The sequence below is a fragment of the Eubacteriaceae bacterium ES3 genome, assembly GCA_030586155.1.
GTDB lineage: Bacteria > Bacillota > Clostridia > Eubacteriales > Eubacteriaceae > Acetobacterium.
Genome location: CP130741.1, coordinates 44,612 through 71,483 on the forward strand (window position 1 = coordinate 44,612; position 26,872 = coordinate 71,483).

The following is a 26,872-nucleotide window of genomic DNA, read 5'->3' on the forward strand; positions in this document are numbered from 1 at the left end:
GTCACTGGAAAGAAAAATAAATAAGCTAATTTGCTCCGTAACGATAGCAGAGGGGTCACACCTGTTCCCATACCGAACACAGAAGTAAAGTCCTCTAGCGCCGAAAGTACTTGGTGGGTGACTGCCTGGGAGGATAGGACGTTGCGGGGCTTTTTTTGCGTGAAACAACGAGCCATGCGGCTCTAAAAAATAGAAAAAGAACTTAAAAACAAGCGTGTTTGTTTTTAAGTTCTTTTTTTATTCTTTAGAAGGAAGGAGCCATCTGGCGACTGACGCGACGAGGTGGAGCATTAGCGGAACCGAGTGCCGCATGGTTCGTTGTTTCGCTGCAGTATGTTCAATGGCCTATTTGATTAGCTCGCTTAATAATCAGTTTTGGTGGTCTATTTTTGTTATAGGGCGAAGCCCGCGACGAGTGCGTGCTGCGCGTAACGAGTGCACGGATACATTTTTCGACTCTGTAGTTTATAAGCGAGTTTGTTTTCTATCCTTTTCTATTTTTTAGAAGGAAGGAGCCATCTGGCAACTGACGCGGTGAGGTGGAGCGTTAGCGGAACCGAGTGCCGCATGGTTCGTTGTTTCGCTGCAGTATGTTAAAAGGGATTATAGGGCGAAGCCCGCGACGAGTGCGTGCTGCGCGTAACGAGTGCACGGATACATTTTTCGACTCTGTAGTTTATAAGCGAGTTTGTTTTCTATCCTTTTCTATTTTTTAGAAGGAAGGAGCCATCTGGCAACTGACGCGGTGAGGTGGAGCGTTAGCGGAACCGAGTGCCGCATGGCCCGTTGTTTCACTGCAGTATGTTAAAAGGGATTATAGGGCGAAGCCCGCGACGAGTGCGTGCTGCGCGTAACGAGTGCACGGATTCATTTTCGACTCTGTAACTTACAAGCGTGTTTGTTTTAAAGCTCATTTTTTATTTTACAGTAGGAAGGAGCCATCTGGCGACTGACGCGACGAGGTGGAGTGAAACGGAACCGAGTGCCGCATGGTTCGTTGTTTCACAACAGTAAGTTTTAAGGGTGTCATTAGGCCAAGTCCCGAGACGAGTTAAGGGTTAACAGAAAGCCTATAGGGCCTTTTTCTTTTTTGTTTCGCAGTGTAAAAAGCTGTAAGTCGACCAAAACTTTGAAATATGTTAAGCAGTGGAGTTAGACAACCAATAGTTGACACTATTACGAATAATTATTAGAATATAACTAAGTTATGAATATTTTCTATATCACAAGAGAGGGAACATAAAATGCCATCGAAACCAAAAACACCGGAAGAAATAGAGATTGAGAAAAAAAAAATTATGAAAGTGGCCCTTAATATCATTGCAGAGCAAGGCTATAATAATATGACAATGCGGTCGATTGCTTCGGGCTGCGGGAGTTCAGCGACAAAAATCTATTATTATTTTGCCAACAAGGAGGAGATCTATTTTAATATTATTAAAATTGGTTTTGAACTTCTCCATCAGGAGATTAGATATGCTTATTGTGAAGGAAATGATCCGATAGGTCGCTTTAAAAAAGTCAGTCGGGCATTTTTTCATTTTGCATCAGAAAATGTCAATTATTATGACTTGATGTTTAGTACAAGAACACCCCGCAGGATGGATTATGATGAAGGTGAAATTGCAGAAGTTGCTGAACTTGAGAAAGAAATGGCCATGATGGTTTATCAGTTTTGGACCAAGTGTGTAAGTGAACTGGCAATTCACCTGGGAGGCCAGCTGGATGACTATGATAGCATAGCACTTTTTTCTCAGATTCATGGTGTTATCAACTTGCATCATGCCAATAATATGAGTGAAATCAATATTGACTTCGATACACTGTCAGAAAAGGTAGTTGATAAAATGTTAGATAATTTTAGGCTGGGGTTAGTAGGAATAAACTGATTTTTAGGAGATTAAAGCAACAGAAATAAAAATTGGAATAGAAGTTCGGAGCGCTGTAAAAGCGCTCTTTTTTAGTGTAAAATAGATATAACAATAATACAAAATAGAATATCATATAAAAATGAATACGATTAAATGCCTATAATAAATAAAAAAATAGAAATAACAACGTTATAAATGAGTTGACAGAATTATCACAATGTTGTATGATGTTTTCACTGATTAGTAGTCGCTGGCCAGTTATAAAAGGATTACCTTAAATTGTGCTACTAATTCTGCGAAGAAGAGAAGGAGTAATTTATGCAAATTTCTGAAAAAGCAAGAAAGAACATTGATGCAATCGTTTCAGGCCCCCGTCGGGACATCATTCTTGAACTCGGACAAATGATCACGGACCGACATGCGGAAGTAAAAGTTGAAGCCCCCGAATATTGGGGATTAGCAACACTAATTACTGATGAAATGGCTGAAGTCTGTCTAAAAATGGAAGTACGTAAGCCTAAGACTTTTGAACAATTAGTTGAAGTTACACAAAAAGATCCGGTTCGTTTGTAAGAACTATTGGATGAGCTAAGCATGACCGGCATTATTGAATATAACTGGGAAAACCCTGAACACGAAAAACAATATGTCTTGCCTTTGTTTGTTCCAGGGAGTGCTGAGTTTTCATGTATGAACCCGGGAAAACTGGAAACAAATCCTGAACTGGGCTACTTTTTTGAAAGAATGTCTGTAATAGCCTTAGAAGGTGTTTTTGAAATGATTCCTCCAGGTGGGGCCGGTATTGGGATGCATGTTATTCCAGTTGAAAAGGCGATTGATACCGAGAATGAAGCCATTAGTGTCGAAAAAATATCACACTGGTTAGATAAATATGAGGGTAAATATGCAGCTTCTCCTTGTTCATGTCGACTGGCAAGAGGAACTTTTGGCGAAGCGATGGGTCACGATCCATGGGATTGGTGTATTGCCATGGGTGATATGGCGGACTATGTCGTTGAAACTCAAAAAGGTGGCCGATACATCGATAAAGAAGAAGCTCTTCAAATTATTGAAAAGGCTGAAGAACAAGGGTTTGTCCACCAAATTACCAATATTGATGGAGAAGATAAAATTTTCGCAATTTGTAACTGTGGTGCTAATGTATGTTTTGGTTTAAAATTAGCGGAAACTTATAATACGCCAAATGTATCCCGTTCTTCCTATGTAGCCCGTGTCGAAACCAAAGACTGTGTTGCCTGTGGACGTTGCGTTGAGTATTGTCCAGCAGGGGCATTAAAACTTGGTCAAAAACTTTGTACTAAAGATGGTGAAATTGAGTATCCAAAACAGGAACTTCCGGATGAAGTGGCCTGGGGACCGGAAAAATATAATTTTGAATATCGTGATACCAACAATATCAATTGTCATGAAACTGGGACTGCTCCATGTAAAACGGCCTGTCCTGCTCATATCGCGGTACAGGGATATCTTAAATTAGCAGCTCAGGGTAAATACAAAGAAGCATTGGCATTAATTAAGCTGGAAAATCCCTTCCCTTCAGTTTGTGGACATATTTGTAACAGACGTTGTGAAGATGAGTGTACCCGTGGTGATATTGACCATGCAGTCGCCATTGACGAAGTTAAAAAATTCATTGCTCAGCAAGATTTAAATGCGGAAACACGATACATTCCACCGATTAAAGCGCCTAAATTCCAAGGGGGATTTGATGAAAAAATCGCTATTATCGGAGCAGGTCCTGCTGGTTTATCATGTGCCTTCTATCTTGCTGAAAAAGGTTATAAGCCAACTGTATTTGAGAAAAATGAACAGCCTGGCGGTATGCTGGTATACGGTATTCCAAAATTCAAACTGGAAAAAGATGTTGTCCAGGCAGAAATTGATATCATCAAAGAGATGGGCGTTGATATCCGTTGTGGCGTAGAAGTTGGTAAAGACGTTACTTTAGACGCCTTACGTGAAGAAGGATATAAAGCCTTCTATGTAGCGATTGGCTGTCAGGGCGGAAGAAGTGCAAACATTCCTGGTGAAGATGCTCAAGGTGTCATGATTGCGGTTGACCTCTTACATCTGGTAACTGATGACCAGACTTATAAAGTGAATGGCAAAACTGTCGTGATCGGTGGCGGTAACGTAGCCGTGGATGCAGCTCGAACATCGGTTCGCTGCGGATCTGACGATGTCTCTATGTATTTCCTTGAAACAAAAGAAACAATGCCTGCATCTTTAGAAGAAATTACTGAAGCCGAAGAAGATGGCATTGTACTGAATGAATCCTGGGGACCTAAAGAAATTTTAACAGAAAATGGAAAAGTTAAAGGGATTGTATTAGCTAAATGTGTCAGCACTCTGGATAAAGATGGTAAATTTAATCCTGTTTTCGATGAAAAAGAAACCATCACGGTAGAATGTGACAATGTATTTATGAGTATCGGTCAAAGCATCATTTGGGGAGATTTGTTAAAAGATGCCACGGTTGAATTAGACGGAGCTTTAAGACCGGCAGCAGATTCCCTGACTTACCAGACAGGGCAGGCAGATGTATTTGTTGGTGGAGATGTTTATACTGGACCTCAATTTGCCATCGATGCCATCGCAGCCGGTAAAGAGGGTGCCGTATCCATTCACCGATTTGTTCGACCTGATACAAGCCTTACTATTGGCCGTAAGTATGCTCGCCAATTTGTTCAGTTCGATAAAGAAAATCTGGTGATGCCGGAATATGATAACTCGGCTCGTCAGGTAGCGAATGTTAATAGTACATTGGCTGGAAAATCTTCGTTTAAAGATCCCAAAGAAGTGTTTACCGAAGAACAGGTGAAAATTGAAACCGCCCGATGTTTAGGCTGTGGAGCTACTATCTTAGATGAAAATAAATGTTTAGGTTGTGGTGTCTGTACAACTAAATGTGAATTTGATGCCATTCATCTATTCAGAGAACGTCCGGAATGCAGCGATATGATACCTTGCGAAGAAACAATGCAGGCAATTCAGCCTTATATGATGAAACGAATGGAACTCATTCAAAAATCTCAGGAAAACGCATAATAGGAAGTCTATAAAATGCACGAATTAGGAATTGTAAAACATATCATAAAAAACGTTCAAAGCGCAGCAGAAAATGAAGATGTAACAAAAGTATATAGTGTGACCTTGGAAGTTGGTCAGGTATCAGCTATATTACCGGATATCATTCAAAGTTGCTGGAAATGGTCTACAGATAAGATTGACTTGCTTAGGGGCGCTGAGCTTATCTGCGAAGAAATTCAAGCGGTGACCATCTGTAACGCTTGCGGCGAGCAGTATGAGACCTTAGAGCATGGAAAAATATGTCCCCACTGCTCATCAGAAGATACCGTATTGTTACGGGGAAGAGAAGTAAATATTAAAGAATTGCAAGTTGCCTAATAAAAATTATAACTATGTTGGTTAATTAAATTAACCAACATAGTTCTTAATAAAATGATTCATTTAATTGAAAAAGAAAGTAGAAAAATGGAAAAAGTAAGAATTATCGAAATTAAAGAAAGTGTTTTCACAGATAATAATAAGGAGGCTGATCGGGTTAGAAAAAATTTAAAAGAACAAAAAACATTCTTATTAAATCTGATGTCATCACCAGGCTCAGGAAAAACGACAACCCTTTTAAGAACCCTTGGCAGTTTAAAGGATGAAATGAAGGTTGGCGTCATGGAGGCGGATATCGATTCTGATGTTGACGCGATAAAAATAAAAGAGATAGGCGTTGACAGTATCCAGCTGCATACCGGTGGCATGTGTCACTTGGATGCCGGAATGACAGAGCAGGGATTAAATGAATTTGACAGTGTCCAGTATGATTTTGTGGTCCTGGAAAATGTCGGAAACCTGGTTTGTCCAGCCGAGTTTGATACCGGCAGCAGCAAAAATGTCATGATTTTATCGGTTCCCGAGGGACATGATAAACCCTTAAAATATCCTTTAATGTTTGAAGTTTGTGACGCGGTTTTAATCAATAAAATTGATGTTATGGAATATTTTGATTTCGATATGGAAAAAGCGGTGGCCGGAATCAAGATGCGAAACCCTAACTGTCAGGTTTTTCCTGTTTCATCAAAAACCGGAGAAGGTTATGATGAATGGTTAAAATGGCTAAAAAGCAATATTAATGAATGGAATCAATAAGCCAATAAAAATAATGATTGAGATTGGATGTGAATATGGTAGTGGAGACAATAGGAAGAGTTTTTAACATCCAACGTTATACCGTTCACGATGGACCTGGTATCAGGACAGAGTTTTTTTTAAAAGGCTGTCCTTTAAGATGTAAATGGTGTGGGAATCCTGAGAGTTATCTCAGGAAAAAGCAAATTGCTTTTTATAAAAATCAATGTTTAGGTGTTAGTAAATGCGGTGGTTGCGTAGAGGTTTGTCCGCAAAATGCACTGATTATAGAAGATGACAAGGTCATCAGCATCGATAGAAACTTATGCGACGATTGTCTGAAATGCTATGATGAATGTCCCAGCAGTGCTCTGAAAGTCTGGGGAACAGATATGACCGTTGAAGAAGCAATGGCTATTATCAGGAAAGACAAGGACTATTTTAGTAAAAATGGCGGCGGTGTAACAGTATCTGGTGGTGAGGCTTTGCTGCAGTCAGATTTTGTCAAAGCATTATTCGCCAAGTGCCAGGAAGAAGGTATTCATACTTGCTTAGAGACCGCTTTGCACGTGGATGCTAAAGAACTGGATAAAATCATGCCCTATACGGATATGGTCATCACAGATATTAAACATATAAATAGCGAGGTTCATAAAAAATTCATTGGCACGGGTAATGAACTGGTTTTATCAAATATCAAGAAGCTGGCTGCTTTTGATAAGCCAATCGTTTTGCGAATCCCAGTCATTCCAGGTTTTAACGATAACCTTGAAGATATCAAAGAAATTGGGGAATTCATCATTGATGAAATCGATAACAAGGTTGTGCAGTTGCAGATGTTACGGTTTAGACCGTTGGGTCAGGAAAAATATGAAGGTCTGCAAATGCCATATAAAATGGAAGTGACAAAGGAACGTGCAAATTTTGAAGCAGAAATCAGGGAATATGTAAAAGTTTTAAAAGATATGGGCATTATGGCGTATGCTGGTGCCAGTAATAAAATAGCTTTCCAATTAAAAAATATTATATAAACAATGGAGGTTCAAACATGGAAAATACTGATGCAGTAGGTATTTTACCCTTTGATTACAAATTCACGGCGGGTTATAAAGATGATGGATTTACTTCGAGAGAAGAAGGATTCTCTGTCATTGCCAGAACTAATAAACTGAGAAAAGATTTCCTGGATGGAAATTTTGAAGTCAATTCGGAAAGAGCACTATTAATCACAGAGGCTTACAAAGCTAATGAAGCCCTGCCAATCGTTTTAAAAAGAGGTAAGGCATTAAGATATGTTTTAGAAAATATTACCATTCATACTTATGATGATGAGCTGATTGTTGGTAATGCTGGGGTTCCCAATAAACATGCGGCAATCTTCCCTGAGTTTTCATATGATTGGATTATCGATGAACTGGAAAATGCGCCCTTCAACGAACGAGAATTTGATAATTATGATATTTCAGAAAAAACGAAAGAAGAATTAATAAGCATTGCTGACTACTGGCAAGGCCGGACTGTAAAAGACAGAATTACTTCACAGATGGACTTTGATGAATTAAAAGCTTCAAATATGGGTCTGGGTACCTATTTAATCAACCTGTATCAGTATGGTGGAATCAGTCACTATGTATTCAACTACAAAAAACTTCTGGCAGTTGGATTTGGTGGCTTGAAACAAGAATGTCTGGATAGACTTGCGCAAATCGATAAGACATCTCCTAATGGACCGGAAGAAAGAAACACGATCTTAGGTTTCCTGGAAACTGTTGAAGGTGCGATTATTTATATCAATCGACACGCTGAAGTTTATGAAGAGAAAGCGGCTAATGAAACTGATGCTGCAAAAAAAGAAGAATATACAAATATTGCTAAGAACCTAAGAACGATTGCCGAAGGACCGGCCACGAACTTCTGGGACGCGACTCAATTAGTCCACATTGCAACAATGATTACCCTGATTGAATCAAACGGACACTCTATCTCTTATGGTAGAATGGATGAATATATGTATCCATACTATAAGAAATCATTAGATAGTGGCCAATTTTCAAAAGAATTTATGCAGGGAATTATTGAATGTCAGTATATTAAATTACAAGCGATGTCCAAACTGCGTGATAAAATGACTGCATTACCAAACACCGGTCGTGGTTTTGCCGGTGAAAGTCTGACTGTTGGTGGTGTTGACAGAGAGGGTAACGACATAACCAATGACCTGACCTTTATGTATCTGGATGCTTCAGCTCATACCCGTATGGTTGCGCCATGGACCTGTCTGCGAATGCACGAAAAGACACCAAATGAATTAAAAGTTAAAGCAGTAGAAGTCATCAAAGCCGGTGCCAGCCACCCAAAACTTTTCAATGACCAATCCTGCATTCCTTCTCAAATAAAATCAGGCAGAAGTCTGGAAGATGCCCGTGAGTATAACGTTGTAGGTTGTGTTGAGCCGGTTCTGGCTGGACGAGAATTTGCCTGGGCTGACGCCGCCTACATGAATGTTGCCAGTGTTTTTGATTTTGCCATCAACGATGGTTATACAACCATGCAGCTTCCTCCAGAATACGCCCATTTTGGAAGTATGCGATTAGGCCTACCAACAGGAAGCCTGGAAACCTTTAAAAATATTGAAGAGGTAAAAGAAGCATTCAGACAGCAAATGAAATACTTCACTGATCAAATGGTAACTTGCATCACTGTTATGGAGCATGCCCATCGAGAATTAGGCTCGACACCTTATGCATCTCTATTCTTTGATAACTGTATTGTTTCAGCTAAAGATATGTCAGCCGGTGGTGTTGAGGTAAATCATACTGGTCCTCAAGGAACTGGAATTGGTACGGTTGCCGATGCCTTAGCTAATATTGACCAGTTAGTATTCCAGCAGGGGAAATATACCGGGAAAGAACTGCTGGATGCGATTAAAACAAACTGGGAAGGCAATGATGTCATGTATGCGCTAGCCAACAGTGATAAGCTTAAACATTATGGTAATGATGATGACTACGCTGATGATTTTGCGGTCTTTGTTTACGATACCTACTGTGACAACATCCTTGGCAGAAAAAATACCCGCGGTGGCGATTATAAAGTTGGCGTTTACGGAGTTTCTTCAAACGTCGCCTTCGGCTTGATGTCAGGTGCTTCCCTGGATGGACGTTACGCCCAGGAGCCAATTTCTGATAATATGGGACCTGTTCATACAAAAGCTGGTTCACATGATATTACCGGGCCAACAGCAATTGCCAACTCGGTTTCTAAGATGGAACACTCAAGAGCCGCCAATGGGACCTTGTTAAACTGGAAATTCAACCCGACAAATGTATCAGGTGAAGCCGGAACAGATAACCTGATTCACCTAGTAGATACCTACTTTGATAAGAATGGGATGCACAGCCAGTTCAATATTATGAGCTCTGAAACATTAAAAAGAGCAAAGGCTAATCCAGAGAATTATAAAGACTTACTGATTCGCGTGGCTGGATACTGTGCCTACTTCGTTGAATTAAGTGGTCCATTGCAAGATGATTTAATTGGTCGTACTGAACTTTCCTTTGAATAGATAATTTCGCAATAACGCTTCTAAATCTACAATAAGTAAACCATATATGCACCGATTTTTCGGATAAGAAAGAGCTGATCAAGGCTCTTTTTTATTTTTTGTCTTTTTTTAATCCTTAAAATAAATAAAAATCTTTAAGAAACAAACAAAGATGCTTGACTTGGAGTAAGCTCAAGGTATTAGAGTTTAACTAGAGCAGGCGAGAATAAAAAAAGAGGAAAAATGCAAACACGGGATATTACCAGTATCGTCCAGGCAGAGATTAAAATTTGCGAGCTGCCATCGGGAATCCGTATTTATCCCGAATATGACAGTGTTGTGGAAATCTGTGAGAGAAATGGTATTTCCTATCAGGAAGGATATCATATTATTAAAAGTGAAGCCGAAGTGATTAAAAGTTAACGTTCATTAGTTTTTTCTAAAATTGAATCAACCCCGTAATTAAGCAGCATCCCGGTCAGTGCGATCAACCTTTCCAGTGGAATTTTTTTGCCGTCTGCCACCCATTGACGATACATATCAAGGGAGCTTTGGCTGGTAAAAGTATTGACGATGTTTTGTTCTTCTTCGGGCAGATGGGCGTAGGGATTGAAGCGCTGACGGTTATGCTTTAGTGCGGTCATAAAAAGTTTATTGCCAAAAGTGCGATAACTTTCTGCAGAAATCAGACGTTCGGTAAAGGCGTCCTGCTTTGCCAGGTAGGTAAAGAAGACGCGGTTGATCTCCATCATTGGCATAGTTGGCGGTATCTGGTCTATTTCGGAAAAATAAAGGTTGGCTGCTTCCTGAAGCATATCTTCAAACAGGGCTTCGATGGAAGTGTAATGTAGGTAAAAGGTCTTTCGGTGGATGCGGGCCCGTTCAGTTAATTCCTTAACTGTAATTTTTTGGGCATCCATTTCACAGACCATTTCTTTAAAAGCCTTTTTAATGGCTTCTCTGGTTTTTTGGACTCTTAAATCCATTTGTCTCTCTTGCATTTCTTATTCCTTTTTAAAAGTATTTTTCGATATCTTGTGTTGAGATAATATCCAAATTATTAAATGTGTGGCATAATCAACAAAAAAATTATTATTGGAAATTGAATGTTGAACCAATTCCTATTATAATACACTTAGAAGAAATAAGCAACACGTGGATATTAAGTGCGAGACAGTTGTAATTGGAAGAAATCAAACTAGGGATCTTTTGTTGTTTTCACTTTATGAATAATTGAAAGAATAATAGAAAATTTCCGAGGTAAAAGCATCTTTTATTTAAAAAGAGTTTAGATGATTGTTTATGTCAGTGTTGAACTGACTGATTAAAAAGGAGAAAATATAATGAAGTATTTAAACGAAGCGGAATTTGATGCAGTTAATGTTTTTGGTAAAGGGATAGAAAATACAATGTTTACCCAGTATTTTATTGGAGAATCTTTTCTGAATCCGTTGACGGAGTTCGGCAAAGCCCCATTGTTTATGGCGAATGTAACCTTTGAACCTGGATGTCGAAATAACTGGCATATCCACCATGCATCTAATAAAGGCGGTCAGATTTTAATTTGTACCGCTGGAGAAGGTTGGTATCAGGAAGAAGGTAAAGATCCCGTTTCTTTAGAACCAGGAATGGTGATCACAATTCCTTCAAATGTTAAACACTGGCATGGTGCAAAAGCTGACAGCTGGTTTTCACATATTTCTGTTGAAGTGCCAGGAGAGGATACATCCAACGCATGGCTGGAGCCAGTTACTGATGAAGTTTTCAGCAAGCTAAAATAATTCTTTTTCAATAAAAGAAACATAAAATAACTATACAAATGATGGATTTTGATTAAAGGTTTCTTTGTCAGATCCATCATTTGTTGATTTAAAGGATTATTACACTTGCGTCTCTGATTTGCTGATGTTTAAAATTTTTAGTATAATATTTGTAGCAAAAGATGAAAGGACAGGAGCTAATAATGGTAGAAAAGATATATGAAAAGCATGAAATATACAGAATCGATATTCCATTACCCAATAATCCACTTAAAAACCTTAACTGCTACGTGGTTAAAACTGAGAAAGAGAATCTGATTATCGATACCGGATTTGATATGCCGGAATGTCTGGAAGCCATGCAGGCAGGGATTAAAGAACTCGACCTTGATATGGATAAAACCGCATTCTATTTAACCCACCTGCACTCGGATCATACCGGTCTGATGAATCGTTTGCGTGACGATCAAACCAAAATATATATGGGTGAGATTGAATACAATTATTTTCAGCGCACCTTATCGGGAGAGATCCGACAAAAAGCTGAAACTTTATTTCTGGCGGAAGGTTTTCCGGCAGAAGACTTGAGTTTACAGGTGAAAAAGAACCCGGCCTTTGTCTATGCGCCTAAAAAAGTATTTGAGGCAATACCCTTAAAGGACAAGGAAACGTTTTTGGTGGGAGACCTTGAATTTGAATGCGTGCTGGTCCCCGGTCATACACCAGGCAATACCTGTTTGTATTTAAAAAGTGAAAAGATCATGTTTTTGGGAGACCATATTCTAATGCACATCAGTCCTAATATTACCAACTGGCCGGATGTTGAAAACTCACTCAATGACTACCTGGTCAGTCTGGATAAGATTGCTAATTATGATATAAAATTGGGTTTGCCGGCTCACCGCCAAAATGATGTGGGAGTATATGAGAGAATCGAGCAGCTTAAAAAACATCATCAGGAGCGCTTGCAGTCTATTTTGGATATTCTCAAGCAAAAAGATTACCAGACTGGTTATGAAATTGCAGGTCAGTTGAAATGGTCTTTGAGCGGTAAAACCTGGGAAACTTGCCCCGTTTCTCAAAAGTGGTTTGCAACTGGCGAAACCTTGTCACATCTGGACTATTTACTGCATAAAAAACTGATCATTAAAGTGGAAAAGGAAGGATTATATTACTATCGGATTCGCTGAGAATAACCCTGGTATCTATGACTAGATATATTAAAAATTGAAAAACATGCAAATGTTTAGGTCTCTGTTAACCGAAAGTTAACAGGGGCTTTTTTGTGCCTGTTTCATTAAGTTCTCCTTAAAAATTTGGAAATGAGTTCGTTTTTCGCGCGGATTATTCGTTATTTCAAACATTTTATGACCATATTGCGAATATCTGTGGCATATTCCACAAACAAAAATATATTGGAAATTGAATAACCCGAAGGTTTGAATTATAATGCTCATGTGAGAACAAAACACCACGTGGATATTAAAAGTTGAAATATGATTCCGCTAAACGGGAAAACAAGGAGAAGAAAATGAAAATTTTAGATCCAGAACAATTTAATCTATACGAAACAGATCCGGAATTTATTAAACGGCACGAGGCTTTTGCACTGGAAGAGGTTGTAAATGAGCCAGGAATGGAATTGGAAGTACGAACAAGATATCTGGCAATATTAGCAACATTGGTCGGATGCCAGGGGCTTGACGAATATATGATTACACTCGCTAAAGCACTGGATGCTGGTGTGACACCAATTGAAGCCAAGGAGATTGTTTATCAGGCAGTGGATTATCTTGGAATGGGTCGTGTTCGTCCATTTTTAATGGCAACCAATGAAGTGATGACTGAAAAAGGTATTAAACTGCCGTTGGAAGGTCAGGCGACAACAACTATGGAAGATCGACTGGAAAAAGGCGCCCAGGCTCAGGCTGATATTTTTGGTGAAGGTATGAAAGAATTCTGGAAGGGTGGCCATATTAATCGCTGGCTGGCAGCAAACTGCTTTGGCGACTATTATACCAGAAAGGGACTTGATTTAAAGGATAGAGAAATGATTACTTTCTGTTTTCTTTTAGCTCAGGGCGGCTGTGAGCCGCAACTGACCAGCCATGCAGCGGGAAATATGAATTTGGGAAATGATAAATTGTTTTTAATCAAGGTCGTTTCTCAGTGTCTTCCGTATATCGGTTATCCAAGAAGTTTAAACGCGATGAACTGTATTAACACAGCAGCAGAAAATAGATAGACTACTGACTAATATAAGCACTAAAAAGGCCGATTTACAAGTGAAAAGTAAATCGGCCGGTGCTCTAGGATGAAATGGCTAAGAAGAAAGAATTGAGCTATTCGGACTCTTTGGATGATTCATCAGATAAATATTTCATTGCCAGTTCTTCACGCAACCCCAGCTCATCGGTGGTTCCCTTGTCTTTAGCAAGTCGATAGTATTCACATTTGTAATTAATCAGATCCAAAGATTTTTGTAAATCCCGAATCTGCTGTTGGGTTTTTTCTTTAAGCTCGGTAAACATATCATAGCGCTTAACAATCGTGCAGTCACCTTCCTGACACCATTGAAAAAAGGTCTTAATTTCTTTTAGTGACATTCCCGCCGTTTTCAGGCATTCAATCATCTTGAGGCATTCTATATCCGAATCATCAAAAATCCGGATATTACCCTCAGTTCGGTTGACTAATGGGAGGAGCCCCTCTTTATCGTAGTAGCGTAGTGTTGAAATAGATATATTTAACATCGATGAAACATCGCCAATGGAATAACTCATAAAATCCTCCAAAAAAATTTAATTTACATATTGACCTGAAGTTAGGTTCAGAGTGTATGATATATATGATACGTGAGTTTAGTATAAATTACAACAGAATAATTGAATACAACGATATTTTGTTAAAAATATAGCTATTTGGTAAGAATAGAAAGGTAACAGTAATGAAAAAATACTCAGAGCAAAAATTTGTAGGCGAACGGGCCTTGTTTCAAAGCAATGATCTGGAACTTGAATATTGCACATTTGCAGATGGAGAATCGCCATTAAAGGAGAGCCGTAATCTGAAGATCAGCAACACTATGTTTCAGTGGAAATACCCGCTATGGTATTGCAGTGACGTAACCGTCGAAGATAGCATCTTTTTCGAGATGGCTAGAGCAGGGATATGGTATACCAATAGAATCAGCATGAAAGATATCACTGTTCAGGCCCCTAAAATTTTTAGAAGATGTAATGCTTGAAAATGTCAATATGCCAAATGCTGAAGAAACGCTCTGGAACTGTAGTCATATTACGATGAAAAATGTTACAGCGCAAGGCGATTATTTTGCCATGGGATCTTCGGATCTTGGAATTGATAATTTTACATTAATCGGTAATTATTCCTTTGATGGGGTGAAAAATATGACGATTAGAAATGCTAAAATTCTTTCGAAAGACGCATTCTGGAACAGTGAAAATGTGACAGTCTACGATTCGGTTGTTTCAGGAGAATATCTGGGATGGAATTCTAAAAATATAACCTTAATCAATTGTACAATTGAGAGCGAACAGGGAATGTGTTACATCGAAAATCTGGTCATGAAAAACTGCAAACTGATGAATACTGACCTGGCCTTCGAATACTGTACGGTTGATGCTGAAGTGGATAGTGCGATTGACAGTATTAAAAATCCATATTCAGGTCGAATTGAGGCAAAGGAAATCGGTCAAATCATTTTTGACAATCCGGAAATGAGAGCAGAAGATACCAGCATTATAATCAAACAGGAGAAACAGGAATTGGCTGTATAATAGATGGAAAGACGCATTAGAAAGAAAGGGACTGATGACCTGCTGTCAAATATCAGTGATGGACAGACAGTTTCTGTTAAAGACCAGCTGACGCTGGTAATCCGGCTGAGCTTACCGACCATTTTTGCTCAGCTTGCTTTTATTTTAATGCAATATATCGATGCATCAATGGTTGGCCGGTTGGGCGCAGATGACGCCGCAGCCATTGGTCTGGTAGCCAGCACAACCTGGTTGTTTGCCGGTTTGTCCAGCGCCTCTGCAGTGGGTTTTTCGGTTTTAGTGGCCCAGTTTATTGGCGCTAAAAAATACCGGGAAAGCAGAATGATGCTTAAACAGGGGATGATAGTGGTCTTGTTCTTTTCTGTTCTGCTGGCAGGGATTGGAATCATCATCAGTTCTTATCTTCCTGAATTGTTGGGAGGAGATCCCATTATTCATCAGCGGGCCAGTATTTACTTTTTAATTTATGTACTTTCACTACCGGCAATTGGCCTTAATACACTGGCTTCCAGTTTGTTACAGTCCAGCGGGAATATGAAAATTCCCAGTATCCTAAATATCCTGATGTGCCTGTTGGATATTGGCTTTAATTTTTTGCTGATTTTTCCACCATTTCAGATGGACATTTTACAGTTTACCCTAACGATACCGGGTGCTGGCCTGGGAGTGACGGGTGCTGCTTTGGGAACCGCTTTGTCTCAGCTGATTACGGCGGCTTTAATGCTTAGTTTTCTCTGTTTCAGAACATCGAATTTTCGGTTTAACAAAGCAGAAACGCTAAAGTTTGATGGTATTTATTAAAGAAGGCGGCACTGATTGCTTTACCGGTAGCTTTTGAAAACGTGTGGTTTGTGGCGCTATGATTGCCTCCATTCGTATTGTTGCACCGCTGGGCAATGTTGCTCTAACCGCTCATTCCTTTGCTATTACGGCGGAAAGTTTATGTTATATGCCCGGCTATGGGATTGCCAGAGCGGCCACAACCCTTGTCAGTCAAAGTATCGGGGCCGGTCAAACGGCACTGGCAAAGCAACTGGCAGAGATGACGGTTGTTCTGGGAATGGTGGTTATGACCTGTATGGGGCTCCTGATATTTATTGCCGCACCGGCTATGATTGGATTTTTATCACCGGATCCCCAGGTTCAGGAGTTGGGGACGCTGATTCTAAGAATTGAGGCTTTTGCCGAGCCGATGTATGCGGCTTCGATTGTTGCTTCTGGAGGGTTGCAGGGAGCCGGGGATACATTTATACCGGTAATCATGAATTTTTTAAGTATGTGGGCAGTACGCTTGCCCTTATCATACCTTTTAGCACTGCGTTTTGGGCTGGTTGGTGTATGGATCGCCATGTGTATTGAATTAAGTTTTAGAGGAACAATTTTTCTGATTCGATTGCGGCGCGGCAGGTGGATTAAAATAAATAGAAAAAGTCAGGAGCAGATAGTTTGAAATACGATTTTGATAAAGAAACCAACAGAAGAAATACATATTCAATGAAGTGGGATGTTAAAGAAAATGAACTTCCAATGTGGGTTGCTGATATGGATTTTCAGACGGCACCGGCAGTGATAGAGGCACTGAAAAATAAAGTTAATTTAGGAATCTTTGGTTACTCACTGGTATCAGATGAATGGCAGCAGGCGATTTGTAACTGGTGGCAAAAAAGACATGGTTTTTCAATTGCGAATGATTGGCTGATCTTTTGCACCGGGGTTGTACCAGCACTTTCCTGTGCGGTAAAACGGTTGACTAATGTTGGCGATAATGTGCTGGTGCAGACCCCAGTTTATAATATATTCTTTAATTCGATTGTCAATCATGGCAGACATGCAATTAAAAATAGACTGAAGTATGATGGTGAAGAATATTCAATCGATTTTGAAGATTTAGAGGAAAAGCTCTCTCATCCATTGACTACTTTAATGATTTTATGCAATCCTCACAACCCCATTGGAAAAATATGGGACAAAGAGACACTAAACCGAATCGGTCAATTATGTAAAAAACATCATGTTGTCGTTGTTTCTGATGAAATTCATTGTGATGTGACCGAACCCGGAACAGAATATGTTCCTTTTGCTTCAGTGTCAGATGTTTGCGCTAATAATAGTGTTACCTGCATTTCGGCCAGTAAAGCCTTCAATTTAGCGGGAATGCAGTCAGCAGCGGTGATAATCCCTGATGAAGCTTTGCGTCAAAAGATGGAGAGAGGACTGAATTCTGATGAATTGGCGGAGCCTAATGCCTTTGCTATTGATGCTGTAACAGCGGCATTGACTCAGGGAGAAGAATGGTTAGATGAACTACGCCTTTATCTGAAAGGGAACAAGGACCTGGTTTATGAGTTTCTAAAAGATCAAATTCCGGAAGTCAAACTGATTACATCTCAGGCAACTTATCTGCTCTGGATTGATTGTCAAAAATTAACTGATAATTCTGAAGCATTCTGTCAGTTTATCAGAGAAGAGACCGGTCTTTATCTTTCCGCTGGCAGTGAGTTTAAGGGTAACGGCAATCTCTTTGTAAGAATGAATATTGCCTGTCCGAAAAAACGCGTTCAGGATGGTCTGAACCGTTTTAAACAGGGTGTCCAGTCTTATAAGTGTTTAAACGAAGGTTAAGTGTTTTAGATAAGAATGCTTGTTATAAACTACTAGACTAATATGGGTATGAGGTGTTAAATATGAATATTTTAGTATTAAATGGCAGTCCCAGACCAGATGGCAATACCACTGCAATGATTAGAGCTTTTAATGAGGGGGCTTCAGAGGTAGGCCATGAAGTAACGGTTATCAATGTGTGCAGAAAGAAAATTGGCGGCTGTTTAGGGTGTGAATATTGTCATACCAAAGGAAAGGGAGCCTGTATTCAAAAGGATGATATGTATCAGGTCTATGATGCGATCAAAAAAGCAGATATGATTGTATTGGGATCTCCCGTTTATTATTTTAGTTATAGCGGCCAACTTCAATCAACAATCAACCGATTGTATGCATTGGGAATACCTCAAAATTTAAAAAAGTCGATGCTTTTGTTAAGTTCTGGCAGTGATGATGTTTATGAGGCCATATTTTATCAGTATCACAGGACTTTTCAGAAGTTTATGAAACTGGAAGATATGGGGATCATTACGGCATATGGTGACCAAAACAAATCGCAGGCGATTCTTTCAAAAGTCAGAGACGCTGCAAATAAATTATAATTAAGGAGCCCAAATGAAAATTCAGGTTAAGGGAAATGGAAATACCATTGTTTATCAATTAAATGACAGTCTGGCTGATGAATCACTGTATAGTCAGCTGCCTATGGCTATAAAAGTGGAAAACTACAGTAACGATGAAAAGATTTTCTATCCGGCCGAAAAGCTTAAAACGTCTAATACTCCCAAAGCTAATGCTAAAAATGGAAGTCTGGCCTATTACGCCCCTTGGGGAAATGTGGTCATGTATTACAAAGATTTTGGCAAAGCTTCCGGTTTATATGAACTGGGGCAGGTTGTAAGCGGAAAGGAAAATATTTCAAAGTTGTCAGGCGAAATACAGATTGAGATTTTAAAGGATTGATAGAGTAAAGAGCGCGTTCTATCGAAATAACTAAGGTCATTCAGGAAACTGGCTTAGGACGAAATCTCAGGGCTGTATGATTTAAAAGAGGTGACGTGTGAAAAGATTTTTTACGATATTTTTAATTGTGTTGATGGGAATATTTTTATTGACCGCCTGCAGTACTAATTCTTCTAACAATTCCGACCAGTCGGCAGAGGAAAAAGGTGAAGCAGTAGATTCAGTTGCGCCGATAGAAAATAGCGATGAATCAAATACAGAAATAAAGGAGGAGAAAAAGCAAATGAAACTTCAAATTGGAAATAATGTGTTAACCGCAAGCTTAGCAGATAATTCGAGTGCAGAAGCATTGGCGAAGATGCTTGAAGCAGGACCGCTAACGATCAGTATGCGAGATTTTGGAGGGATGGAGAAAGTGGGATCGCTGGGTTCAACTTTACCTGAAAATAACGAGCAAATCACGACTGAGGCTGGGGACCTGATATTATATCAGGCGGGTGCATTCGTTATTTACTACGCACCGAACTCGTGGAATTTTACCAGACTGGGAAAGATTAATGATATTACAGCTGACGAATTAAAAGCGATTCTTGGGGATGGAAACGTGGACGTTACCCTTTCTTTAGATTGACCGACAACTAAAAATGTAAGCATAAAAATTAAAAATAATGGAGGAAAACAATGAATTTAGATTTTGTTTATCAGAACCCGACAACAATATATTTTGGCAAAAATGCAATGGAGAATTTAAAAACAGAATTGGGCAATTATGGTGATACGGTCATTCTTGCCTATGGAAAATCTTCAATTAAAAAAATTGGTCTTTATGATCAGATTTTGGACGTTTTAAAAGATGCTGGTAAAAAGGTTGTTGAACTTTCGGGTATTATGGCAAACCCGACTTACGATAAAGTCCTGGAAGGTTCAAAAATAGTGAAAGAAAATGAGGTTGATCTGATTTTAGCTGTCGGAGGTGGATCGGTTATTGATTGCGCTAAAGCTATTTCGGTATCTGCCTATTGTGAAGGCGATGCCTGGACCAAATATTGGTTGCAGTTTGCACCGGTTGACAATAAAATTGTACCAGTTGCTTCAATTCTGACTCTGGCTGGAACCGGTTCGGAAATGAATGGTGGTTCAGTTATTACCAATAATGATATGAAACTGAAAATGGGACGGGTTTTTCCGGCTAATGTCAATCCTAAATTTTCGATTCTTAATCCGGAATATACTTTTTCGTTGCCGGAATATCAAATGGTTAGCGGGATTTTTGATATGATGTCCCATCTGATGGAAGCATATTTCTCCGGTGAAGATGACGTTACTTCAGATTATATCATCGAAGGGATTTTACGTTCCGTGATTCACAGTGCAAAAATTGCCAAAGAAAATTCAAAAGACTATGAAGCCAGAAGCAATCTGATGTGGAGTGCCACCCTGGCTATGAATCCCATTGTCGGTCTTAGTAAAAGAGCTGACTGGCAAGTCCACATGATTGAACATCAACTGGGCGCATATACCGATTGTGCCCATGGGATGGGACTGGCAGCCGTATCACTACCATATTATCGGATGATCTATAAAGATGGTTTGGATAAATTCGTACGATTTGCAGTGAATGTCTGGGGTGTAGCCGAAGCCGGAAAATCTAAAGAAGAAGTGGCCCTGGAAGGCCTTGCCTGCCTGGAAACATTCTGCCAGGATATGGGGATTGTTCTTAACATTAAAGAGCTCGGTGCTACTGAAGAGATGTTAAAAGCAATTGCCGATTCAACTGTTATTCTTGGCGGCTATAAAAAACTGACCGCTGAAGATGTTTTGGATATTTTAAAAACAGCCTATCAGGCATAATTAAGTATCGATAAGAGCAGACATCTGAGATGATCTGTTCTTTTTTAAAATTGCGGTTAATGGTTTGATTGGGAAAATAATTTGAAGTATTCTATAAATTAACAGAAGAGGAGCAGATAATATGGGAAAAACACTGGTTGTCTATTTTACATGGTCGGGAAAAACAAAGAAGATGGCGGAAAAAATTGCTGAAATAAAAAATGCAGATGTTGTAGAAATTAAGACGGTTAAGGTTTATCCGACACAGTATAATCAGCTTTTGGAGATATCAAGGGCTGAAAAAAGTCATGATGAGCGACCGGAACTGCAAGCACTTAATATTGATATCGATGGTTACGAGACAATTATTATCGGCTATCCAAACTGGCACAGTTCTTGTCCGAAAGCAATTTTGTCATTTCTGGAGAAATTTGATTTATCGGGTAAAGTTCTTGCTCCATTTTGCACGCATGGTGGCGGCGGGATTGGCAATAGTGAAAGTGATATTAAAAAAAGCTGTCCCAAAGCTGTTTTGAAAAAGGGCTATGCTAAAGGAAGTTCTGATACAAAAGCAATTACCAAATGGCTGGAAACACTTTAAGATTAACTTTGAGATAATAAAACTGGACAAATATAATTGTTTGAGAGAATGCTTTTTGTGAATAAAAATCCAGCGGTGGCTATTTGACCAAGCTGGATTTTTTTATTGTGAAAAACAATTCAAGTTGGTAATTAATCGGGATAGTTGTTCTGCTCGGAAGGATGCTTAGTTTTTAAGACAGCATTTTCAAGATTAATTTGAATCGGAGAAATATCCATTGTGACAGAAGCCAGTTTGATTTTATCTTTGTAAGAGTTTAAGGCGGATAAAATTTCCGTAAACAGCTGATTTTTTGTCGCCCGACGTTCCCGGTAATCAACGACATATCGGATGGTGAATTCAATCCAGTTATCAGTAGTAACCATAGATACCATAGTTTGTGTGCTGGCATTTTCGATCTGATATTTTCTAACCATAATCTTCCAGTGTTCCTCTGCTTTCCGGCTGTAATCGCCAATAACTTTTTCGGTTACTTCCTGCATAATCTGGCGTGCCAGAACATAGTCACTTTCAAATTTTATTGGAATTTTAATTTCATCCCATAGGAATGGAAAGTCAGATGAATAATTAAAGACCGGTTCTTTAAAAACAAAACTGTTGGCAATCCGGACGATTCTGCCATTATATAAATCGCCATCGACCCATTCGCCCAGTTCCATCACAGTTGTTCTCAAAATTCCCATATCGATAACATCACCTTTAATCCCACCGATTTGAACCCTATCGCCAGTAGTATAGAAATTGCTGGCTAAAATTGCAATCCATCCGGCGACGCTGGTAATGACTTCCTGCAGGGCAAAAGCGATTCCGGCACTGGCGACTCCCAGTGCCACCCCGATATTTCCCAAGTGATCACTAAAAATAATGATGATTAGTATAATCGAAAACAAGTAACCCAGAAAGTTGATGGATTTTTTAACTTTATACCAGTTGTCTGCTTTAATGTGAGGACTTATGCTTTTTTTGATCAGCATTGTAAACATGGCGATTATCAGACAGCCAATGATGATGATGACGATTCGGACAAAGCTTGTATTGTTGTTGATAAATGTTAATAATTCCTCCATTGTGTGTACCTCTTTAAAAAATTTGTAATATTTCTGAAGCGTATATAGTCCTTATACCACATATTAAAGAAAGAAAACACTGCCAAGATCTTGGAGTGACAAAGTTGAACCTGCTGTTCAGCTTATAAAAGACTGTTTCAAAGTAGGAGCGTATGGAAATAGAAAATAGACCTATTCAGTAAAAAAAGAATTTTGAATTATTTTATTTTGGATGCTTGTTATATTTGGGGGTATATCGATAAGGAAGTAAATATAAATAGTGGAGGGAAAAATGGAGGATACCGCAATTATTTACAGTACGAAAACGGGTAAATCGAAAAAAATAGCTCGGCAGATAGGCGAAGCATTGAATATTGTACCGACGGATATTAAAGAGTGTCCGGTTTACAGTGGAATGGACCTATTGTTTGTTGTCAGTGGGATCTATGGTGGCAAGTCAGCGCCTGAACTTCTTGATTATCTGAGAAAACTGGATATGTCCATGTTTAAAAGAGCCGCAATTCTTACCAGTTGTGCTTCAGGTAAAAAGGGACAGGACGAGGTGAGAGAACTGCTTTCAGCAAAGGGTATTACAGTGATAGATGAATTTATCTGCAGAGGAAACTTTTTGTTTGTATCCATTGGTCATCCCAATAAGGCAGATTTGGATGCAGCGGTGCAGTTTTCCCGCGATATACATCAAATATAAGGCTGTGTTATGGTATTTTGAGAAAGACGAAAGGGTATAAGTTAAGCCGTAAAAGATGAGCTTGTTTTAACTTGAGTTAATTTTTTTCCTGAAATGAAAAAATAGTTTACCGATTGATATCTAAACATGGTATAATGCATTTTATGAAAACGGGAAGAATCCCATTAATTGGAGTGAAAAATGAATCAACCTCAGTGTCGGACAGAAACCATTCAACTTGAAAAAATGCTTAATAATGATTGTCTTCGGGCTTTTTTCCAACCGATTATGTCAGTGACTGGTAAAAAAATTCTCGGTATCGAAGGCCTGATCAGAGGCTTTGATCCTTTAAAAGAGACCTTGATATCCCCCCTTTATCTTTTTTCAGCTGCGCATACCCAGGAGATTTTAATTGATCTGGATCGGGCCTGCAGAGAATCAATCCTTTCGGCGTTTGTTTCATATCATGAAATTGATCCGGACCTGCTTTTGTTTCTCAATATAGACACAGCTATTATAGATTCAGTTTCTGGTTCAGATTTTCTCGATGAACAGGTTAATCGTTACGGGATTTGCCCGCAGAATATTGTTATTGAAATTAATGAATCCAAGTCTAAAGATATTGCTAGCTTGAATCGGTTCGTCAAAATATATAAATCCCGGGGTTATCTGATTGCCCTCGATGACGTGGGTGCCGGATTTTCCAATATGGATCGGATCGCTGAAATAAAGCCGGACATTATTAAGATCGATCGTTCGATTATCATGTCAATCGACGAGATATATCATAAACAGGAGATCTTTAAATCACTGGTTAATCTTTCAAATAAAATCGGTGCGCTGATTGTGGCCGAAGGGGTTGAAACCCGAGGAGAAGCTATTTCGGTTTTAAAACTGGGCGCGCAAGTGATACAGGGCTTTTATTTTGCCAAACCCAGTGAGTATTTTACGTTAAAGGCTGAACTGATTACCAAGGCAGCAGAAGCATTGGAAGATTTCAAGGCTGCTCTGATGGATGAGCTAGTGATATACAATGAAAAACGATTGTTTTATACTCGTACGGTGAACAGCCTGGTTAAGGCATTGATTGTAGCGGATTCGCAAAAGGCCTTTGACGGCCTGCTGATTAAGGCACTGGCAGGTATTGACGCCATCGATTGTGCTTATGTCCTGGATCAGGAAGGGATTCAATGCAGTGAGACGATCAATGCAAAAAAAGGCTATGTGGGGGAAAAGCGGGTTTTTCATTCGGCGAATACAGGCGTGGACCATTCGATTAAAAAGTTTTACTTTAACCTGATAAAACATCGTCAGGATACTTATATTTCTGAGCCTTATGTATCGATGGCGACAGGTCATCTTTGTATTACCTATTCCCGGGTATTTAATCTGACTAATGGGAAGTATGTGCTTTGTGTAGACTTTCTTGATGGAATTGAAGTTGATGAGAGAAAAGAATAACTTTATAAAATATTGGCGCCTACTATTAGAAATAATTCTGATAGTAGGCGCTTTTTAAAGCGTGCAATTATAAAGTTTCCCAAATATCCCGCTGATAATCCCGAATCGAACGGTCGCTGGAAAACAGGCCGGATTTGGCAACATTGGTTAATGACATTTTAAACCAGGCATCCTGATCGACGTAAGTGGTTAATATTTTTTCGTGTGTTTTAGCATAGGAATCAAAGTCTTTAAGGACAAAATAATGATCATTATATAAAAGCAGTGAATCGTAGATCATTTGAAAATTTAAAGATTTGCCTAAGGTATGATCAATGAGCTGATTTAGAATTCGTTGCAGACGGTCATCGGCTTTATAAGTATCTATGGAGTGATAGTCACCAGTGGCATAGTAATGGGCAACCTGATCATCGCTCAGACCAAAAGTAAAAATGTTTTCGGGACCGACTGATTCATAAATTTCAATATTGGCCCCATCCATTGTACCAACGGTTACAGCTCCGTTCATCATGAATTTCATATTGCCGGTACCGGAGGCTTCTTTTCCAGCGGTTGAAATCTGTTCTGAGACATTCGCTGCCGGATAAATGATCTCACCAAGACTAACATTAAAGTTAGCAAGAAAGACAACCTTTAAAAATTTGCTGACAATGGGATCATTGTTAACCAGGTTGGCAATGGCGTTGATCAATTTAATGACTTCTTTGGCAAAATAATAGCCAGGGGCGGCTTTTCCCGCAAAAATAAAGGTTCTGGGATAATAATTTCCATTTGGGTTGTCTTTGATCGTGTTATACAGGTGAAGAATGTGAAGGGCATTTAATAGTTGACGCTTGTATTCGTGAATCCGCTTGACCTGGATGTCAAAAATGGAGTCTGGATTAATAATCAGGCCTTGCTGGGTATTGATATAAGCAGCCAGTTTCTCCTTATTCTCTTGTTTAATGGCAGTAAATTTTTTTCTGAAATCTGAATTTTGAGAAAAGGTCAAAAGTTCTTCAAGATGATAGAGATCCGTAATCCATTCTTTGCCAATTGATGCGTTAATCAGCTGGCAAAGATTTTTGTTGCTGTTGATCAGAAACCGCCTGGGCGTGACGCCGTTAGTGACAGAGTGGAATCGTTCCGGGTAGATTTCATAAAAGTTTTTAAAGGTTTCCTCGCGCAGAATCTTGCTGTGAAGAGCGGCAACGCCATTAACTGAACGGCTGCAGACGATACTTAAATGGGCCATATTAACCTGGGAATCAGAAATAATTGAAAGTGACTGGATTTTTGCATCGTCAAGGTCGCCCTGTTCAGTCAGGGTTTCAATAAAGCGACGGTTTATTTCTTCGATGATCATATAAATTCGGGGAAGCAGATGACACATCATATCAACCGGCCATTTTTCAAGGGCTTCCGGCAAAACTGTATGGTTGGTAAAGCTTAGGGCGTTAACAGTAATGCGCCAGGAATCATCCCAGCTTAAGCCCTCTTCATCCATTAAAATCCGCATCAATTCCGGCCCGCACAAAGCGGGATGGGTATCATTGATATGGATGCAGATTTTGTCCGGGAACTCATCAAGACAGTCATGGTTAAAGCGTTTATATCTGGTAATGATCCGTTTAAGTCCAGCTGAGACAAAGAAGTATTCCTGCTTGAGGCGTAATTCCTTGCCGCTAAACTGGTCATCATTGGGGTAAAGAATCTGGCTGATTGCTTCAGCTTCAGATTTATGGCGGACGGCATCGAGAAACTGACCTTCATTGAAGCGGGAAAGATCAAACTCCTCTAAGGGTTCAGCACTCCATAAGCGCAGGGAATTAACGGTTTTGTTGCGATATCCTTTAACTGGGATGTCATAGGGAACGGCCTGGATGGCTTCGTAATTATCATAGACAAAGGTTAGCTGACCCTTGATTTTTTCTGTGCGAACCTGACCGTAAAACTTGATGATGACAGATTCTCGCGGTTTTCTAATCTCGAAGGGATAACCGTTTTCCAGCCAGTTATCTGCAATTTCGACCTGTTCACCATTGATGATCTGTTGTTTAAAAAGACCATGCTTATAATGAATGCCATTGCCGTGAAAGGGAAAACCAAGGGTTGCAGAAGATTCAAGAAAACAGGCCATAAGTCGTCCCAGTCCGCCGTTGCCAAGACCAGGGTCGGCTTCCAGCTCCAGTACTTTCTGATAATCCAGACCAAGTTCAGTAAATGCAGCTTCGACGACTGATTCCATATCAAGGCTGGCCAGATAGGATTTTAGAAGCCGACCAATCAGGAATTCAATCGAAAACAGATAGACACGTTTATGAGGGTTTGAAGCATATTGGGAAGAGGTTGTGGCCCAATAGGATGCTGTTTTCTCCATCACAATTTCCCCCAGGGCCGTATATTGATCAAGAGGAGAGGATTCTTCCAGACACTCACCGGAAACCTCGGCAATTTTTTGCAAAAATTCATTCTTAAAATTTTCAATAGCAGCATTCGGTAGTTCTTTCATTTCAATTTCCTTTCCTTTGGGATCGTTAGATTAAGCCTAACAACTTCGTTAA

Annotated in this window: 21 protein-coding genes, 1 rRNA gene and 3 pseudogenes; 21 read left to right on the forward strand and 4 right to left on the reverse strand. The window is 39.5% G+C overall.

Annotated features, from left to right (window positions below):
• Positions 1–33: 33 nt before the first annotated feature.
• The 8 genes and pseudogenes from rrf (at position 34) to Q5O24_00255 (ending at position 10,002) form a co-directional block, all read left to right on the forward strand.
• A 5S ribosomal RNA gene (gene rrf, locus Q5O24_00220) occupies positions 34–150 on the forward strand.
• Positions 151–1,244: 1,094 nt separating this feature from the next.
• Positions 1,245–1,889 carry a TetR/AcrR family transcriptional regulator gene (locus tag Q5O24_00225; protein WKY47792.1) on the forward strand — a complete coding sequence of 215 codons (645 nt, stop codon included), beginning with the start codon at positions 1,245–1,247 and terminating at the stop codon, positions 1,887–1,889.
• Positions 1,890–2,189: 300 nt separating this feature from the next.
• Positions 2,190–4,940: pseudogene (locus Q5O24_00230) on the forward strand (FAD-dependent oxidoreductase).
• Positions 4,941–4,955: 15 nt separating this feature from the next.
• Positions 4,956–5,300 carry a hydrogenase maturation nickel metallochaperone HypA gene (locus Q5O24_00235; GenBank protein ID WKY47793.1) on the forward strand — a complete coding sequence of 115 codons (345 nt, stop codon included), beginning with the start codon at positions 4,956–4,958 and terminating at the stop codon, positions 5,298–5,300.
• An 87-nt stretch (positions 5,301–5,387) separates the two neighbouring features.
• The gene (gene hypB / locus Q5O24_00240; protein ID WKY47794.1) at positions 5,388–6,056 is read left to right on the forward strand and encodes a hydrogenase nickel incorporation protein HypB; all 669 of its coding nucleotides are present in this window, start codon (positions 5,388–5,390) and stop codon (positions 6,054–6,056) included.
• 35 nt (positions 6,057–6,091) lie between these two features.
• Complete coding sequence (locus Q5O24_00245; protein ID WKY47795.1) at positions 6,092–7,066, forward strand: glycyl-radical enzyme activating protein; 975 nt, start codon at positions 6,092–6,094, stop codon at positions 7,064–7,066.
• A gap of 17 nt (positions 7,067–7,083) precedes the next feature.
• A complete protein-coding gene (locus tag Q5O24_00250; protein WKY47796.1) occupies positions 7,084–9,600 on the forward strand; it encodes a pyruvate formate lyase family protein in 2,517 nt (838 codons plus the stop codon).
• 222 nt (positions 9,601–9,822) lie between these two features.
• Positions 9,823–10,002: a hypothetical protein gene (locus tag Q5O24_00255; protein ID WKY47797.1), complete on the forward strand. Its 180-nt coding sequence runs from the start codon at positions 9,823–9,825 to the stop codon at positions 10,000–10,002.
• Here the strand turns inward: Q5O24_00255 and Q5O24_00260 are convergent.
• Positions 9,999–10,565: a TetR/AcrR family transcriptional regulator gene (locus tag Q5O24_00260; protein ID WKY47798.1), complete on the reverse strand. Its 567-nt coding sequence runs from the start codon at positions 10,563–10,565 to the stop codon at positions 9,999–10,001. The genes Q5O24_00255 and Q5O24_00260 overlap by 4 nt on opposite strands.
• A 357-nt stretch (positions 10,566–10,922) precedes the next feature.
• Between Q5O24_00260 and Q5O24_00265 the strand changes: the two genes are divergently transcribed.
• From Q5O24_00265 to Q5O24_00275, 3 genes are all read left to right on the forward strand, one after another.
• The gene (locus tag Q5O24_00265; GenBank protein WKY47799.1) at positions 10,923–11,360 is read left to right on the forward strand and encodes a cupin domain-containing protein; all 438 of its coding nucleotides are present in this window, start codon (positions 10,923–10,925) and stop codon (positions 11,358–11,360) included.
• A 182-nt stretch (positions 11,361–11,542) separates the two neighbouring features.
• Entirely contained in the window at positions 11,543–12,529 is a 987-nt protein-coding gene (locus Q5O24_00270) for an MBL fold metallo-hydrolase (GenBank protein ID WKY47800.1), read from the forward strand.
• A 341-nt stretch (positions 12,530–12,870) separates the two neighbouring features.
• On the forward strand, positions 12,871–13,584 hold the full coding sequence (locus tag Q5O24_00275; protein ID WKY47801.1) for a carboxymuconolactone decarboxylase family protein: 714 nt from the start codon (positions 12,871–12,873) through the stop codon (positions 13,582–13,584).
• Between the two features lie 97 nt (positions 13,585–13,681).
• On the opposite strand, the gene Q5O24_00280 is transcribed toward Q5O24_00275, so the two are convergent.
• Entirely contained in the window at positions 13,682–14,122 is a 441-nt protein-coding gene (locus tag Q5O24_00280) for a MerR family transcriptional regulator (protein ID WKY47802.1), read from the reverse strand.
• Between the two features lie 164 nt (positions 14,123–14,286).
• On the opposite strand from Q5O24_00280, the pseudogene Q5O24_00285 reads away from it, so the two are divergent.
• From Q5O24_00285 to Q5O24_00320, 8 genes and pseudogenes are all read left to right on the forward strand, one after another.
• A pseudogene (locus tag Q5O24_00285) lies at positions 14,287–15,139 on the forward strand (DUF3737 family protein).
• Positions 15,140–15,142: 3 nt separating this feature from the next.
• Positions 15,143–16,589 (forward strand): annotated as a pseudogene (locus tag Q5O24_00290) (MATE family efflux transporter).
• Positions 16,586–17,761: a MalY/PatB family protein gene (locus tag Q5O24_00295; GenBank protein WKY47803.1), complete on the forward strand. Its 1,176-nt coding sequence runs from the start codon at positions 16,586–16,588 to the stop codon at positions 17,759–17,761. The pseudogene Q5O24_00290 and the gene Q5O24_00295 overlap by 4 nt, the downstream one beginning before the upstream one ends.
• A 62-nt stretch (positions 17,762–17,823) precedes the next feature.
• Positions 17,824–18,342 carry a flavodoxin family protein gene (locus tag Q5O24_00300; GenBank protein ID WKY47804.1) on the forward strand — a complete coding sequence of 173 codons (519 nt, stop codon included), beginning with the start codon at positions 17,824–17,826 and terminating at the stop codon, positions 18,340–18,342.
• A 13-nt stretch (positions 18,343–18,355) separates the two neighbouring features.
• A complete protein-coding gene (locus tag Q5O24_00305) occupies positions 18,356–18,703 on the forward strand; it encodes a cyclophilin-like fold protein (GenBank protein ID WKY47805.1) in 348 nt (115 codons plus the stop codon).
• 97 nt (positions 18,704–18,800) lie between these two features.
• On the forward strand, positions 18,801–19,334 hold the full coding sequence (locus tag Q5O24_00310; GenBank protein WKY47806.1) for a cyclophilin-like fold protein: 534 nt from the start codon (positions 18,801–18,803) through the stop codon (positions 19,332–19,334).
• 50 nt (positions 19,335–19,384) lie between these two features.
• Positions 19,385–20,554 (forward strand): iron-containing alcohol dehydrogenase, encoded by a 1,170-nt coding sequence (locus tag Q5O24_00315; protein ID WKY47807.1) that lies wholly within the window; start codon positions 19,385–19,387, stop codon positions 20,552–20,554.
• A 121-nt stretch (positions 20,555–20,675) separates the two neighbouring features.
• A complete protein-coding gene (locus Q5O24_00320) occupies positions 20,676–21,134 on the forward strand; it encodes a flavodoxin (protein ID WKY47808.1) in 459 nt (152 codons plus the stop codon).
• Positions 21,135–21,265: 131 nt separating this feature from the next.
• On the opposite strand, the gene Q5O24_00325 is transcribed toward Q5O24_00320, so the two are convergent.
• A complete protein-coding gene (locus tag Q5O24_00325) occupies positions 21,266–22,201 on the reverse strand; it encodes a mechanosensitive ion channel (protein ID WKY47809.1) in 936 nt (311 codons plus the stop codon).
• A gap of 271 nt (positions 22,202–22,472) precedes the next feature.
• Between Q5O24_00325 and Q5O24_00330 the strand changes: the two genes are divergently transcribed.
• Together Q5O24_00330 and Q5O24_00335 are read left to right on the forward strand one after the other, a co-directional pair.
• The gene (locus Q5O24_00330) at positions 22,473–22,889 is read left to right on the forward strand and encodes a flavodoxin family protein (protein ID WKY47810.1); all 417 of its coding nucleotides are present in this window, start codon (positions 22,473–22,475) and stop codon (positions 22,887–22,889) included.
• Positions 22,890–23,069: 180 nt separating this feature from the next.
• Entirely contained in the window at positions 23,070–24,329 is a 1,260-nt protein-coding gene (locus Q5O24_00335) for an EAL domain-containing protein (protein ID WKY47811.1), read from the forward strand.
• A gap of 67 nt (positions 24,330–24,396) precedes the next feature.
• On the opposite strand, the gene Q5O24_00340 is transcribed toward Q5O24_00335, so the two are convergent.
• Positions 24,397–26,820, reverse strand: a complete 2,424-nt coding sequence (locus tag Q5O24_00340) for a glycogen/starch/alpha-glucan phosphorylase (protein WKY47812.1) — start codon at positions 26,818–26,820, stop codon at positions 24,397–24,399.
• Positions 26,821–26,872: the final 52 nt, after the last annotated feature.

What these genes read in the sequence shown, in the direction of transcription:
- Q5O24_00225 (WKY47792.1), top strand. Translation starts at nt 1,245, where the DNA reads ATGCCATCGAAACCAAAAACACCGGAAGAAATAGAGATTGAGAAAAAA.
- Q5O24_00235 (WKY47793.1), top strand. Translation starts at nt 4,956, where the DNA reads ATGCACGAATTAGGAATTGTAAAACATATCATAAAAAACGTTCAAAGC.
- hypB (WKY47794.1), top strand. Translation starts at nt 5,388, where the DNA reads ATGGAAAAAGTAAGAATTATCGAAATTAAAGAAAGTGTTTTCACAGAT.
- Q5O24_00245 (WKY47795.1), top strand. Translation starts at nt 6,092, where the DNA reads ATGGTAGTGGAGACAATAGGAAGAGTTTTTAACATCCAACGTTATACC.
- Q5O24_00250 (WKY47796.1), top strand. Translation starts at nt 7,084, where the DNA reads ATGGAAAATACTGATGCAGTAGGTATTTTACCCTTTGATTACAAATTC.
- Q5O24_00255 (WKY47797.1), top strand. Translation starts at nt 9,823, where the DNA reads ATGCAAACACGGGATATTACCAGTATCGTCCAGGCAGAGATTAAAATT.
- Q5O24_00260 (WKY47798.1), bottom strand. Translation starts at nt 10,565, where the DNA reads ATGGATTTAAGAGTCCAAAAAACCAGAGAAGCCATTAAAAAGGCTTTT.
- Q5O24_00265 (WKY47799.1), top strand. Translation starts at nt 10,923, where the DNA reads ATGAAGTATTTAAACGAAGCGGAATTTGATGCAGTTAATGTTTTTGGT.
- Q5O24_00270 (WKY47800.1), top strand. Translation starts at nt 11,543, where the DNA reads ATGGTAGAAAAGATATATGAAAAGCATGAAATATACAGAATCGATATT.
- Q5O24_00275 (WKY47801.1), top strand. Translation starts at nt 12,871, where the DNA reads ATGAAAATTTTAGATCCAGAACAATTTAATCTATACGAAACAGATCCG.
- Q5O24_00280 (WKY47802.1), bottom strand. Translation starts at nt 14,122, where the DNA reads ATGAGTTATTCCATTGGCGATGTTTCATCGATGTTAAATATATCTATT.
- Q5O24_00300 (WKY47804.1), top strand. Translation starts at nt 17,824, where the DNA reads ATGAATATTTTAGTATTAAATGGCAGTCCCAGACCAGATGGCAATACC.
- Q5O24_00305 (WKY47805.1), top strand. Translation starts at nt 18,356, where the DNA reads ATGAAAATTCAGGTTAAGGGAAATGGAAATACCATTGTTTATCAATTA.
- Q5O24_00315 (WKY47807.1), top strand. Translation starts at nt 19,385, where the DNA reads ATGAATTTAGATTTTGTTTATCAGAACCCGACAACAATATATTTTGGC.
- Q5O24_00320 (WKY47808.1), top strand. Translation starts at nt 20,676, where the DNA reads ATGGGAAAAACACTGGTTGTCTATTTTACATGGTCGGGAAAAACAAAG.
- Q5O24_00325 (WKY47809.1), bottom strand. Translation starts at nt 22,201, where the DNA reads ATGGAGGAATTATTAACATTTATCAACAACAATACAAGCTTTGTCCGA.
- Q5O24_00330 (WKY47810.1), top strand. Translation starts at nt 22,473, where the DNA reads ATGGAGGATACCGCAATTATTTACAGTACGAAAACGGGTAAATCGAAA.
- Q5O24_00335 (WKY47811.1), top strand. Translation starts at nt 23,070, where the DNA reads ATGAATCAACCTCAGTGTCGGACAGAAACCATTCAACTTGAAAAAATG.
- Q5O24_00340 (WKY47812.1), bottom strand. Translation starts at nt 26,820, where the DNA reads ATGAAAGAACTACCGAATGCTGCTATTGAAAATTTTAAGAATGAATTT.